The sequence below is a fragment of the Photorhabdus bodei genome, assembly GCF_003287735.1.
Taxonomy (GTDB): Bacteria; Pseudomonadota; Gammaproteobacteria; order Enterobacterales; family Enterobacteriaceae; genus Photorhabdus; species Photorhabdus kayaii.
The window spans coordinates 1-13175 of record NZ_NSCM01000027.1; the positions used below are offsets into that span (position 1 = coordinate 1).

17 protein-coding genes and 1 pseudogene are annotated in these 13175 nt (G+C 43.8%); 3 read left to right on the plus strand and 15 right to left on the minus strand.

All coding sequences use genetic code 11. The annotated features are described in order from the left end of the window. Positions 1-167 precede the first annotated feature (167 nt). Positions 168-425, minus strand: a pseudogene (locus tag CKY02_RS14725) (recombinase family protein); the annotation flags it as partial. 190 nt (positions 426-615) lie between these two features. Here CKY02_RS14725 and CKY02_RS14730 point away from each other — a divergent pair. Then, a complete protein-coding gene (locus tag CKY02_RS14730; RefSeq protein WP_112895864.1) occupies positions 616-1206 on the plus strand; it encodes an RNA polymerase factor sigma-70 in 591 nt (196 codons plus the stop codon). Then, complete coding sequence (locus tag CKY02_RS14735) at positions 1199-1399, plus strand: anti-sigma factor family protein (RefSeq protein WP_112878422.1); 201 nt, start codon at positions 1199-1201, stop codon at positions 1397-1399. The genes CKY02_RS14730 and CKY02_RS14735 overlap by 8 nt, the downstream gene beginning before the upstream one ends. A gap of 10 nt (positions 1400-1409) precedes the next feature. Here CKY02_RS14735 and CKY02_RS14740 read toward each other — a convergent pair whose 3' ends face one another. The 4 genes from CKY02_RS14740 to CKY02_RS14755 are packed head-to-tail and all read right to left on the minus strand — an operon-like array spanning position 1410 to position 3853. After that, the gene (locus tag CKY02_RS14740) at positions 1410-1889 is read right to left on the minus strand and encodes a DoxX family protein (RefSeq protein ID WP_112895865.1); all 480 of its coding nucleotides are present in this window, start codon (positions 1887-1889) and stop codon (positions 1410-1412) included. A gap of 1 nt (position 1890) precedes the next feature. Next, a complete protein-coding gene (locus tag CKY02_RS14745; RefSeq protein WP_112895866.1) occupies positions 1891-2640 on the minus strand; it encodes an HvfC/BufC N-terminal domain-containing protein in 750 nt (249 codons plus the stop codon). After that, positions 2621-3532, minus strand: a complete 912-nt coding sequence (gene bufB / locus CKY02_RS14750; protein WP_112895867.1) for an MNIO family bufferin maturase — start codon at positions 3530-3532, stop codon at positions 2621-2623. Before bufB ends, CKY02_RS14745 begins: the two co-directional genes overlap by 20 nt. A 27-nt stretch (positions 3533-3559) precedes the next feature. Continuing rightward, positions 3560-3853 (minus strand): BufA1 family periplasmic bufferin-type metallophore, encoded by a 294-nt coding sequence (locus CKY02_RS14755; protein WP_112895868.1) that lies wholly within the window; start codon positions 3851-3853, stop codon positions 3560-3562. A 215-nt stretch (positions 3854-4068) separates the two neighbouring features. Between CKY02_RS14755 and CKY02_RS26335 the strand changes: the two genes are divergently transcribed. Further along, positions 4069-4200, plus strand: coding sequence for a hypothetical protein (locus CKY02_RS26335; protein ID WP_274382173.1), 132 nt, complete (start codon positions 4069-4071; stop codon positions 4198-4200). Between the two features lie 377 nt (positions 4201-4577). Here CKY02_RS26335 and trpS read toward each other — a convergent pair whose 3' ends face one another. The 10 genes from trpS to CKY02_RS14805 all read right to left on the minus strand — a co-directional run bounded on the left by trpS (position 4578) and on the right by CKY02_RS14805 (position 13174). Then, positions 4578-5615: a tryptophan--tRNA ligase gene (trpS, locus tag CKY02_RS14760; protein ID WP_112895869.1), complete on the minus strand. Its 1038-nt coding sequence runs from the start codon at positions 5613-5615 to the stop codon at positions 4578-4580. 4 nt (positions 5616-5619) lie between these two features. After that, positions 5620-6324, minus strand: a complete 705-nt coding sequence (locus CKY02_RS14765) for a phosphoglycolate phosphatase (RefSeq protein WP_112895870.1) — start codon at positions 6322-6324, stop codon at positions 5620-5622. Next, positions 6314-6994, minus strand: a complete 681-nt coding sequence (rpe, locus tag CKY02_RS14770) for a ribulose-phosphate 3-epimerase (RefSeq protein WP_112895871.1) — start codon at positions 6992-6994, stop codon at positions 6314-6316. The genes CKY02_RS14765 and rpe overlap by 11 nt, the downstream gene beginning before the upstream one ends. A 60-nt stretch (positions 6995-7054) precedes the next feature. Next, complete coding sequence (gene dam, locus CKY02_RS14775) at positions 7055-7867, minus strand: adenine-specific DNA-methyltransferase (protein WP_112895872.1); 813 nt, start codon at positions 7865-7867, stop codon at positions 7055-7057. 84 nt (positions 7868-7951) lie between these two features. Further along, a complete protein-coding gene (locus tag CKY02_RS14780) occupies positions 7952-8854 on the minus strand; it encodes an SPOR domain-containing protein (RefSeq protein WP_112895873.1) in 903 nt (300 codons plus the stop codon). Positions 8855-9035: 181 nt separating this feature from the next. Continuing rightward, the gene (gene aroB, locus CKY02_RS14785) at positions 9036-10124 is read right to left on the minus strand and encodes a 3-dehydroquinate synthase (RefSeq protein ID WP_112895874.1); all 1089 of its coding nucleotides are present in this window, start codon (positions 10122-10124) and stop codon (positions 9036-9038) included. A 47-nt stretch (positions 10125-10171) separates the two neighbouring features. Then, positions 10172-10693: a shikimate kinase AroK gene (gene aroK, locus CKY02_RS14790; protein ID WP_011144496.1), complete on the minus strand. Its 522-nt coding sequence runs from the start codon at positions 10691-10693 to the stop codon at positions 10172-10174. A 370-nt stretch (positions 10694-11063) separates the two neighbouring features. Further along, a complete protein-coding gene (gene pilQ, locus CKY02_RS14795) occupies positions 11064-12098 on the minus strand; it encodes a type IV pilus secretin PilQ (protein ID WP_112895875.1) in 1035 nt (344 codons plus the stop codon). Further along, positions 12091-12636, minus strand: a complete 546-nt coding sequence (locus CKY02_RS14800) for a hypothetical protein (RefSeq protein WP_112895876.1) — start codon at positions 12634-12636, stop codon at positions 12091-12093. Before CKY02_RS14800 ends, pilQ begins: the two co-directional genes overlap by 8 nt. Further along, positions 12623-13174, minus strand: a complete 552-nt coding sequence (locus CKY02_RS14805) for a PilN domain-containing protein (RefSeq protein ID WP_112895877.1) — start codon at positions 13172-13174, stop codon at positions 12623-12625. Before CKY02_RS14805 ends, CKY02_RS14800 begins: the two co-directional genes overlap by 14 nt. Between the last annotated feature and the right edge of the window lies 1 nt (position 13175).

Genomic DNA, 13175 nt, shown 5'->3' on the forward strand with positions numbered 1-13175 from the left:
TGAGCTTTGTGCTTTAATCCCCATAAACACCTTTCCTTATTTCAGTTACGTATATTAGCTTGAACATCTATATCGTAACGGAAAGGTGTTTTTCTTGGTATAACCTCGGGTCTCCACCCGCATAGCGGGTGGTTTTATGTTTAAGCAGCTGACGCTACTTAAACTGGCTAAAGCCATAATAAAATGTGCACGTGGTGAACGTGCACATTAGCACTGACACTACTTCCTACTTTCAGATGTTCAATCACCACCCGTTGTTGTTCCTCATTAAGTACCGAACGGCGTCCCATGTGTTTTCCTGCTGCTTTAGCTCGTGCAATACCAGAATGAGTGCGCTCTATCAGTAAGTCTTGTTTAAACTCTGCCATTGCAGCTATTATCTGCATGGTCACTCTCTCGGCAGAACTGGTCAGATTTACTCCTCCATGACGCTATGAAGTTGAACGAAAAATAGGAGGCACTGGGGAAAAGACACATCCCCTGCTGTACAAAAAACAGATTTAATTTAGAATTGTCCCCGTTCCCCAAACGGTCCCTAAGTCATGTGAGTGAATTTAAACGATTCCGCCAGAATACCCGGTTATCCCGAACAATCCTGTTGAGATAGAAACTAAGATGTCCGATATCAATAATCTGCTGCGGGATCCGCAGTTTTTTTCCATGCTGCATAAACAGATGTTGCAGTTTGCTAGCTTGCAGTTGAATGATTTTCATCAGGCGGAAGACGTTGTTCAAGAGGCGCTGGAAGGGGCGATGAAGAATGCTTCTTCCTTTGCCGGACGAGCCGCCTGGAAAAGCTGGGTGTTTACGATCCTGCGCAACAAAATCTCGGACGCCTTGCGTATGCGTTATCGGCACAGCAGCGTGCAACTGACTGATGATGTTGATGAGCAAAATTTCGAAGCGCTGTTTGATGAGTCTGGTCACTGGCCACGAAACGAGCATTCTCAGCGCTGGCATTTACCGGATGAGGCGGCCGAGCAGGAGCAATTTTGGACGGTTTTCGAGCTTTGTCTGACACAGTTGCCAACGCAAAACGCACGGGCATTTATGATGCGCGAATTTATTGGTCTTGAGACTCAGGAGATCTGTCAGGAGATGGCGCTCTCTGTCAGCAACCTGAATGTGATGCTCTGGCGTGCGCGTATGCGTTTACGCGAATGTTTGTCACAACGCTGGTTTTCCCAGGAGGATAAAAATGCTTAGTTGTTACCAAGCTACACGCCTGATGTCTCAGGCGCTGGATGAAAAAATCGTGCTTTCTCAACATGTTCAGCTAATGCTGCATTTGAAAATATGCGACGGGTGCCGAAATTTCAGACAACAGCTCGCCGACCTGCGCACTATCACTTCCGCATTCGCTCGTGGCGAAAACGAGAATCAAAATAAAGTAACGTAGGGAAGGGGAATCAGGTACGATGGCGGTAAATCAGGCGATCAAGCGAAAACCTCCCACCGCCATAAGTCATCAGATACAACTGAGCCGTCAGCCAGGTAGCGTGGACAGGCCAGGCATCTGGATAAACAAATATCTGAATCACCAGCGTCATCACCATTAATGCTAGCGCGGAGAAGCGTGTCGCTAATCCGACAATCAGCAGCAGCGGAAACAAGTGTTCTGCGGTCGCGGCCATGACAGCAGCAACATCAGGTGGTAGCAGAGGAAGCCTGTACTCGTTGGTAAAGAGCGACACGGAGCTGTCGGTAACGCGCGGAATCCCTAGTTGCCAGGGTGTGCGTGTCTCCAGAATATCTATGTTTAATCCAACCACTTTGCTTTGGCCCGATAGCCAGAATGTTGCGGCAAGGCTAATGCGTGCCAGAAGGGGAATAATATTTTCCTGCGCAATGTGTTGCCCTTTTGACCCTAATGTTTTGAGTAATGCCATCTTAGCGCTCCGTGTTGCTATATAGAGAAAGGATCAGTCCATAGTGTTGCATGCGTTGTAAAACCGACTGAGGTTCAAAAGTTGCATCCTCTCCGGCGGCGATCTCTAAGGCTTCGGTAAGACATCGACCAGACTGGAGCATGGTAACAAACTGCATTTCCGCACGGCTGAGCAACATTATTCGTACGTCGTCGTCAACGCGGCACAGTAGCATATGTTCCGGCTGGAATGGGTCCAGCATCATCTCGTTTTCACTTTGTTGGTGTGAGGCCCACAGGCTGAAGACGGCATAATCTGAACTGAAGAGCCGTACCGAAGGATGGAGCGCCATCAGCAACTGTGCGGGATCGTCAATGGGGGCCGCTTCTGCCGTCTGTTCGGCAGGGTCCGCCGCGTGCAGTGATTCGATAAACAACATTTCCAGCCGGGTGAGATCGCTCAGCCAAGGCCAGTCTGCCAACGGCTGAAATGTCGCAATCCAGTCCGGCAATTGTGCGCCATAGCCAGCCAAAACAGGAGAGGGAGGCGGTTGTTGACGTATAAACTCCGCTGCCATCGCACGAAAAAAGCACTCTCCGAGCTGAGCGAGAAGGACGGGGCAGTTTTCGGCCAGTGCATCGATTAGCGATGCTATGACATTATTACGATAAACCGCAAAACGTACTGCTGGATCGCTACCGTTCCAAGCTGTCAGCCCTTCTGGCACCATGAGGTCGGGGTCAAGGAGGGCTTTATACAGTTGTTGTTGCATTTCTCGTGCTCTCCGTAATGTAACGCTGGGCATGGCTGGCTTCGTTCAGCAACACATCTAATGGTGGAATATTGCTGTCCCATTCGAGCAGGGTGGCGATCGGCCCCGTTTCTCGCAGGGTCTTGTTATAGAGATCCCAGACAGGCCCGGTCACATGACTGTCGTGTGAATCAATCAGCAGACGGTCGTTTGCTCCATCGCGGCTTTCCGTATAGCCCGCCAGATGAATCTCATCGACACGGTGAAGTGGCAGCTCGAATAGCATCTTCTGCGGGCAGCGATTATGGTTGACGCCACTGATATAGAGATTGTTCACGTCTAGCAGTAGTCCGCATCCGGTGCGGCGTATCACCTCGGAGATAAAGTCAGTCTCGCTCATGGTTGAGGTACTGAACTCGACGTAGGTGGATGGGTTTTCCAGCAGAATGGGGCGACGCAGCGCATTCTGTACCTGATCGATGTGTTCGCAGACTCGCGTCAGCGTGACGTCGGTGTAAGGCAGCGGCAGCAGATCATTGAGAAATAGATCGTTGTGCGTCGACCAGGCAAGGTGTTCAGAAAAAACGGCCGGCTGGTAGCGTTCAACCAGCGCGGCAACACATTGTAAATGAGTCTGATTTAGAGGACTTTCGCCTCCGATGGACATGCCCACACCATGAATAGAGAGCGGATAATCTTGGCGAATGGCGGTTAGTGCTTGATGAAACGGACCTCCCGCAACTAAATAATTTTCCGCGTGAATTTCGAAAAAACCAATGTCGGGTTTATCGCGCAGGATAGCGCGAAAATGCTCCGGCTTTAACCCGATCCCTGCTCTGGTCGGAAGCCTATTTAGCATGAGACAGTCAGGAGCATCATGAGAGACGCTATGTGAGGGTAAAGAAATTGTCATCGTATGAGCTCCTGCCTGATGCCAGAATTACACTTCTTTAAATGCGTCCAGTTGACCAAAACCAGTCGGGGAGGTCGGAGACTTCATTTTTACGCAGGAACCCGCCGGTACCATTTTCCAGGCATTACCCTGATAATCCTTTTTTGAGGTACCAGCACAGGTGGTGCCTGCACCTGCTTTACAGTCGTTTTTCCCTTTCAGAGAAACGCCATAGCATTTCTCCATTTTGCTGCCGGAATCCGCCATTGCTGAAGTGCCTACCGTAATCAGTGCGCTGCCTAAGGCTAGGGCCAGTAATGCTTTTGCCGTTTGTTTAGTCATAGAACGTTCCTTTTATATTGGTGTAGAAGGTGAATTACTGCTTTGCTGAAACAAGCATTTGCTTCACTCGATTAGTCGCATCACATATTAATTTCTTACAGTGAATATGAGAAAAAAAATGATTTTTTTTATAGTTGACTGATTTTTAATGACTTATTTTTGTGAATCAGATATTGGTCTGTACAAGAAATAGGCTTTTTTAGGATGTTTTACGTATGTTCATCGTAGTAGGCATGAAAGTGGAGTGGGTTGTGGTCGTCATAGTACATCGGTATCAGGGGGACAAAGAACTTCCGATTAAACCGAATAAAAATCAGATGATTAAAAGTGGTAAAAACAACGGTTAAAACCTTATACCATTAAAATTAAAACTAGAAGGTGAAACAACGGCCTTTAATAATGGCTTAAAATTTGCCTGTCATAAAACTATCAATGGAAAATGAGAAGCAAAAATTGGTTTTGTTAATGGTTATATTCCCCGAAAAAAAGTAAATATGAATAGGTTAATCAGGTAATATGTTTTCTAAAATGAACCGCTTTAATAATATTTTCAACCGCAGAATAAACTTTTTAATAAACCAGTTAAATAATCGAATATGAAAAATCGGAATATCTTAAATAGGTCAGTTTAAGCTTGCTTTACACTGTTTTAATTTGTCCAATCGTATTGCTTTTCTGTAGCCTGAAATGCGCACGTGGTGAACGTGCACATTTTATCTCTTAATTAAGGATGAGCAATAAAGCCAACAGCTTCATACACTTTATCTAGCGTAATCTGAGCGCGGGCTTTTGCCTTCGCTGCACCTTCTGCCATGATTTTGTTCAGCAGGATTTCATCATTACGGAAATAATGGAAACGCTCTTGTAACTCAGTCAGCATACCGGAAACTGCATCAGCAACAGCACTTTTTAAATGACCATACATCTGGCCTTCAAATTCTGCTTCCAGTTCAGGAATGGTTTTGTCAGTAACACCCGCGAGGATATCTAATAAATTGGAAACACCCGGTTTTTGTTCCAGATCATAGCGAACACGAGGAGGCTCTTCTGAATCTGTGACTGCGCGTTTTATCTTTTTAGCGGCTGATTTTGGATCTTCCAACAGAGCGATAACGTTGTTACGGTTATCATCTGACTTGGACATTTTCTTTTCTGGGTCTTGAAGGGCCATAACACGGGCACCACCGGTTGGGATAAACGGCTCTGGTAAAGAGAAGATATTGCCGTAGATGGCATTAAATCGTTGAGCAATATCACGGCTCAATTCAAGATGTTGTTTCTGATCGATACCTACAGGAACCTGATTTGTTTGGTATACCAAAATATCCGCCGCCATCAGTACAGGATAGTCAAACAAGCCTGCATTAATGTTTTCGGCATGACGAGCTGATTTGTCTTTAAACTGAGTCATGCGGCTGAGTTCACCAAAATAGGTATAACAGTTTAGAACCCAGCTTAACTGAGCGTGTTGTGGGACATGAGATTGGACAAAAATAGTACTTTTCTCTGGGTCAATGCCACAAGCCAGGTAGAGAGCTAGTGTATCCAGAGTGCGTTTTCTCAACTCTTTTGGGTCCTGGCGGACTGTAATTGCATGTTGGTCAACAATGCAATAGATGCAGTCATAATCATCCTGCATTTTAACCCACTGACGTAACGCCCCCATATAGTTACCGATGGTTAATTCACCGGAAGGTTGTGCGCCGCTGAATACAATAGGTTTTTGGGAGTTTAGTGTTCCAGATACAGTGGGTTTATTCATTTTATTATGCTTCCTGAAGTTTTAAATATGGGAGTCCAATTATGGATAGCAGATCCGAAAAATTCGTTAATATGCAATCTGGATTGCTTAATGCAATAGATTCACCGTAGTTATATCCATAAGTTAAACCAACACAAGGGCAACCAGCCGCTTGTGCTGCTAAAATATCATTACGGGAATCACCGACAAAGAGCAATTCTTCCTTAAGCAGTCCGAATGTGCCCATTGTTAAATAAATAGGTGCCGGATGTGGCTTTTTCTCTTTAACATCATCACCACCTAGCACTAATGAGAAATATTCACTGATGCCTAAAGAAGCCAGCAGAGGAGCAATGAAAGGTGTTGGTTTATTGGTGATGATACCCATTGGCAAATTGTGTTTTGCCAGTTCAGCCAATGTAGTTTTGACTTCTGGGAACAGTTGACTGCCTGTTGTTACAGTTGTTTCATAGAATCGATCAAATAGCTCACGGGTTTCTTTATGCAGTTGCGCGGTCAATTTGACTTTGGCCCATGTCAACGCCCGTTCGACCATAATGTCTGCACCATTACCTACCCAAGCAGCAACCCGCTCTTTTCCCGCAGCAGGGAGATCTTTGGCTAACAGCGCTTGATCCAGTGCATCAGCCAAACCATCGGCGCTGTCTACCAGTGTGCCGTCCAGATCAAAAGCGATAGCACGAATACCTTTTAATACCTTACTTGCCATGAGATACCTTTGACAATTCACTACGCATATTATCAATAACAGTTTTGTAATCAGGCTGGCTGAAAATAGCTGAGCCAGCAACAAACATATCTGCCCCCGCGGTTGCTGCCGCGGCAATGTTGCTAGCTTTAATGCCACCGTCTACTTCAAGACGAATGTCATAACCGCTTTCATCAATGATTTTACGAACCTGACGCAGTTTCTCTAGTGTTCCAGGGATGAAAGATTGGCCACCGAAACCGGGATTTACCGACATCAATAGAATGATATCCAGTTTATCCAGGACATAATCAAGATAACTCAATGGAGTTGCAGGATTGAATACCAAGCCAGCTTTACAACCATGATCTTTGATCAGTTGTAAACTGCGGTCAATATGCTCGCTGGTTTCTGGGTGGAAGGTAATGTAAGTTGCTCCTGCTTTGGCAAAATCAGGGATAATGCGGTCAACCGGTTTTACCATCAAATGAACATCGATTGGTGCAGTGATACCATAATCTCTTAGAGCCTGGCAGACCATAGGCCCAATAGTCAGGTTAGGGACATAATGGTTGTCCATCACATCAAAGTGAACAACGTCAGCCCCTGCTGCCAGCACCTTAACTGTATCTTCACCCAGCCGCGCAAAATTTGCAGATAAAATGGATGGGGCAATCAGAAAGTCTTTCATTATCTTCTCCAAATCGTTTCTATCATCCCTTAATTGCCAGGCAAAAGGGGAGTGGATAAATCAGCGATATAATGCCAAAAGTTCGTCTACCTTACTGCGGGCAAGGATATTCCTGCTGATAGTACGACGTGCTTTGACAATATGAAGTGAAGCCTGATAGTACCATTTTCGTGTCATTGGCGTATCGTGGTTGGATATCAAAACAGGAACTGCACGTTCTGATGATAACTTAAATGCAATATTTGCCAGATTTTCCTGATCTGCAATGTTAAAACTATTGGTGTGATACGCCGTAAAGTTCGCTGTTGCTGACAAAGGAGCATAAGGAGGATCGCAATAGATAACTGAGCCTTTATGTGCTTCATTCAACGTGTGTTGGTAGTGCTCACAGATAAAAGTCGCATTTTGGGCTTTTTCAGCAAACCAGTGTAATTCTTCTTCGGGAAAGTAGGGTTTTTTATAACGGCCAAAAGGTACGTTAAATTTACCATGAGAATTATAACGACAGAGGCCGTTGTAGCAATGGCGATTGAGATAAAGGAATAACACGCTGCGATGGAACGGGTCAGTGCTTTGGTTAAATTGCTCCCGTAACTGATAAAAATGTTCGGCTGTATTGTATTCTTGGGTAAACAGAGGCTGTGTGTGGACGATAAACTCATCAGCCCTGAGTTTTACTGTGTTGTACAGGTTAATCAGGTCACTGTTGATATCAGCGAGGATATAAGAATCGTAGTCTGTGTTCAAAAAGACAGAACCTGCGCCAACAAATGGCTCTATCAGACAACTACCGGCTGGCAGATGACGTTTGATATCATCTACCAACGGGTATTTTCCACCGGCCCATTTTAAGAAAGCGCGTTTTTTTTTCATGCTGTCAATTAATTACTCAATCATTCCAGAGCCGCAGATTGTACTCTGTTTAGGACAGCATATCAGCGCCTAATAAATATTGTTTTATTTTCTTAGGTCTTGTTGCACTTGCTGCATCGTTCTAACCCAAGGTTTTTTCGCCTGAATCTCGGCTGGTAGAGATGAAACGGCCCGTTTGGCTTCAGAAACGGAACGGTAATCACCATGAATTAAAACAAACCAAATTTTTCCATTACGTTTAGTTTCATAAACTTTATAATGGGTAAGATTATGCTTTTTAGCAAAAGCGGTCAGTGTATCTGAGCGGCTGGCACTACTTAATTGCAAAGTGTAGTGGTTTGCCGGGGTTTTTAATTGATCACTACTGGTGCTACTAACCACATTGTTTTTACTACTAGCATGACTTGTCGATGGTTTTGATTTAGCCGGTGTTTCTGATTTCTGCTGTACCACCGGTGGCGGTGTTACTGGCTGTGATTGTTGGGTTTGATTCAGATTCTGTACTGCGTGATTTATATTACTTTGTTGTTGAGTCAGTGCATCAGGAATATTTCCTGATAATTCAATGCGCTGATTTTGGGTTTCACCATTGTTAGTTTGAAGCTGATGAGGTTGAGTTGAAGTACCACTGACAGGAGGAACATTGATTTCCTGTGGTCTGTTGATTGTATCTGTAGTGGTATTCTCTGATGTTATGGATTGATTGTCATCGTTGTTGGATGATGAACTTGATAAATCAATATTCTTCTCGGCAACATTTGGCGATTGCTGTTTTTCATGTTCAGTTGGGGCTTTTAAGGCAGAACTGATAGCAATAATCAGCAGTAGCAGCACTAAAATCCCAATGCCGAGCATCATTTGCTGACGTGAAACCGCAAATTTGGGTTTGTTTAATGGCTGACGCGAGCGTGAAGGACGGCGATCTGAGGTATCTGGCCTAAACTCGTTATTTGCTCTTTGTTCATTTTCTGATTTGAATTCGTCCATATGCCCTCCAAACAGAGCCAATACTGCCAATTGCAATTGAAGTCAGCCCGGCAGGCTGACTTAACGAAGATAGAAATTTGTCTGATAGAGTCGTTATTTTATGACACAACAACCAGATGGATGCAAAAAAACATTTAATTTAATGCTATAAGCATACAACTTACTTAAAATTTACATACTTTCATAGTAAACACTGACGGATAGCGTCAAGAACACAGTTGTGTTCAATATCTGAGCGAAGATCAGCTTTACCTATTTTTGTTGGAAGAACCAGTCGTAATTTACCTGCTATAACTTTCTTATCTCGCATCATATGTGGGAGGTAGGCTTCTGGTGGCATGTTTTGTGGCCCGCGTACAGGCAGATTTGCCCGTTCCAACAATCGGATAATACGTTGAGTATCCTGTTCAAAGAAATTATCAACAAGTTGAGCTGTTCTTGCAGCCATGACCATTCCGGCGGCAACTGCTTCCCCATGTAACCAGACACCATATCCCATTTCTGTTTCGATGGCGTGACCGAAGGTGTGACCAAGATTCAGTAGGGCACGTAAGCCACTCAATTCTTTCTCATCTGCTGCGACAACTTCAGCTTTCAATTCGCAGCAACGACGGATGCAGTAAGACATTGCTTGGTTGTCAAGAGCCAGGAGTTTATCCATATTATCTTCAAGCCAGCTAAAAAATACGCTGTCGAGAATGATACCGTACTTGATGACCTCAGCCAGACCGGAAGAGAGTTCGCGGGCTGGAAGCGTTTGCAGGCAATTAAGATCGACCATCACAGAGACTGGTTGATAGAATGCACCTATCATGTTCTTGCCAAGGGGATGGTTTACTGCGGTTTTTCCTCCGACAGAGGAATCAACCTGGGCAAGAAGGGTGGTAGGCATTTGAATAAAATGGACACCACGTTGATAACAGGCAGCGGCAAAACCAGTTAAATCACCGATTACGCCGCCACCGAGAGCGATAAGTGTTGTGTCCCGGCTATGGTTATTTTCCAGCAAGGCAGAAAATACGTCATTTAATACAGAAAGAGATTTGTACTGTTCACCATCAGGTAGAACCACTTCATCTACCCGAATCCTGGCTTGTTGCAAAGTGGCTTTTACTTTTGCCAGATACAGCGGAGCTAGGGTTTGATTCGTCACCAGCATAACTTGCTGGCCTGCTTTCAATGGTGCAAAAGCAGAAGGATCATCAAATAGCCCTTTTGCAATGGTAATTGGGTAACTACGTTCCCCTAAAGTGACAGTGATCTTTTCCATAAGCAGCCTTCGCCTTAATTATTTATCGCTGTACAGACTTGCTTGAATCAGTTTTTTTCCAGTAACTCAATGATTTGGTTAGCGACAACTTTAGCGCTCTGTTCATCGGTACGGATAGTGACATCAGCAATTTCCTCATACAGAGGATTACGTTCGTTTGCTAAATTTTCTAAAACTTCACGTGCTGGTGCATCAACTTGAAGTAAAGGACGTTTTTTATCGCGCTGAGTGCGTGCTAACTGTTTTTCAATGGTGGTTTCCAAGTAGACCACGACCCCACGGGCAGACAGACGATTACGGGTTTCTCTGGATTTCACAGAACCTCCGCCAGTCGCCAGTACAATGCCTTGTTTTTCAGTGAGTTCGTTAATCACTTTTTCTTCGCGTTCGCGGAAGCCTTCTTCGCCTTCCACATCGAATACCCAGCCCACGTCAGCTCCGGTACGTCGCTCAATTTCTTGATCGGAGTCGTAAAACTCCATATTGAGTTGCTGAGCTAACTGACGACCAATAGTGCTTTTGCCGGCACCCATAGGCCCAACCAGAAAGATATTACGTTTCTCTGCCATGTTTTTGGTATTACTAAGACTATTCGTTAATGATAACCCGCCCCGCTAATCAAAATCAGCAGCGGGACCTAAACTGAAACCTCATGAGCGGTAATGTGAGATCAGATAACAAAATTATCTCAGTACATCAGCCAGTTTTGCAACTATATAAATCAACTACGAGCTTTTTGTGACGGAAGCTCTGGTTTCATTGGCTGATTATTGTGATGTTAAACCCGACCACTCAATTAGTTAACTCTTGTATGCTAAATCGGACTCAGCGTCAAATCTATAAACAGGATTAGTTGGAAAAATCTGCGCATCATCATACGGAACAGTTAAGTTTTTTATATCCAACTCACTGATATAATAGTTATATTTTTACTTTTGATCAAATGTCCATCAATTGGGGTGTAATAAATATGACTAACTCACGTCGGCTGTGTTTATGACCTTTTTGGTTGAATAATGAGCCAATTAGTGGGATGTCCGATAGATAAGGGACCTTCTGGGTTTGCTCGCCTTTTTTCTGTTGAAAAATTCCACCGAGAATAAGTGTTTCACCATTTTTTACAGTAACTTGAGTTATTATTTCCTGTTTGTCGATGGTTAAATTCTCACCTCCTCCTTGACTTATTGAGATCCCTGGCATGTTTTGACTGATTTTCAGAGAGAGCCTGATTTTGTTTTTTCTCAGTATATGGGGTGTGACTTCCATTCCTAGTACGGCTTCTTTAAATTGCACGGTACTTTTCTCTTTTTCTTGGCTGATGTAAGGAATATCAGAGCCTTGCTTGATGCTGGCTAACTGTTGATGTGAGGCGGTTAGTCTTGGGCTAGCGATAATATCTAGTTGGTTTTCTTGTTCTAAGGCACTGAGCTCCATTTCCAGTAAACTGGTGTGAATGCGGGCAATATTGAACGCAAATCGATGCATGTTATCGTTGGCTGCTTGGTTGATATTGAGGCGGTTTATACCCGTTGATGTATTAATATGCTCTCCTATCGGCATACCCCAGTAAATGCCGAGTTCATGTAATGCTTCTCGGCTACTGGTCACGATATGTGCAGTAATCTGCACTTGCTGCTGTGGTGTATCTATCTCTTTCAACCAGCTTTTTATCTGTGCGATGGCGATGGGGGTATCCTGTAAAATCAAACTGTTAGTTTCAGGATCAAAATCAACTTTACCTTCTTTTGTTATCAGTGCGGGCGTATTTTGCCTGAGATTCATGGCGATTCTTTCTGCATCTGCATATTGTAATACGGTTGAGAGGGACTGAATTTCGGTCTCATTGACTGATTGATCAAATAACTCAACCGATTGCTCTTCTGGCTCTATCATCGGGGGAGCAAAAGGATTTCTTATTTCTGCAACAACAATAGCGGGCAGAAAAAGGATAAACAGAATAAATTTTTTAGTCATAAAATTCCTCATGTGAGGTTTCTGACAGGGTGATTTTGACGTTTAGAGATTCACCTGATGGTGAAATGGAAAGCTGTTTAATCAGCAGCGGTGGATATAACGCTTGTAACGCCTCAAGAAAACTTAGCATCTGTTCGTAGTTCAAACAAATTGTGATTTGCCAGAGCGTTTTTTCCCCTTCTTTTTTACGTTGCCACTCAAGAACTTGTGCGCCAGAGTTTATCAATGGCTGTTGTAATTGTTTTATTGCGGTAATTTTTACCTCATTTTGTCGCGGCTTACTGAGTCCATTTTCTATTTGGTTGATGTGTTGTTGTATATCTTCCAATAGCGGTAGCTGATTTAGTCGTTCATTGGCTGTTTTGGTATTGATTTGTTGAGCTGCTATTTTTTGTGTCAGGCTACTTCGCTGTTCAGTTCTTTCTTGCCAAAAGAAAAGATAAAACAGAATCAGAAATGGCATGATAATAGCTTGCTGCCAGATAAAGAGCAGCCAGGTTGGTTTGGCAAACCACCATAGATAGTCACTTTTTATCATCGGATATCTCCGTCTGCCAGTTAGCGTCAATAATAAATTGCCTAATTTGTTGTTCGGTAGTGGTCATCTTTTTTAGTTGAATTTCAGACAATTGCCTGTTGTTTTCAAGATTATCCAGCAGAGACGTCATACTGGAATAATCCAGACTATTAGCAACCAGTTTTAATTGACCTGCCTGATCATCGAAAGCGGTTAACCAACTTCCTTCCGGTAATAATTCAGGTAATTCATTGAATAATTGCCAATGTTGTTGGTTCTGTTTCAGCCACGTTTGTTGTTGTTTTAATTTATAGGCCAGTTTGTTGTGAAGATTAACCGCCTCCTCTGTCTGAGTTATCTGTTGTTGCAAATATAATTGTTGTTGGTTGAGTTGCTGCCATTGTCTTTGATACTGGTTAATCGTTTCCTGTTGTTTTAATAACATCCAGACGAGCACTGTCAGCCACAACATCAATTGCAATAAGAGAAGAATTGCCCACCAACGATAACGATGTTTTAGCCGGGTTTGGCGCCAAGGTAGAAAATTAACCTGATACATC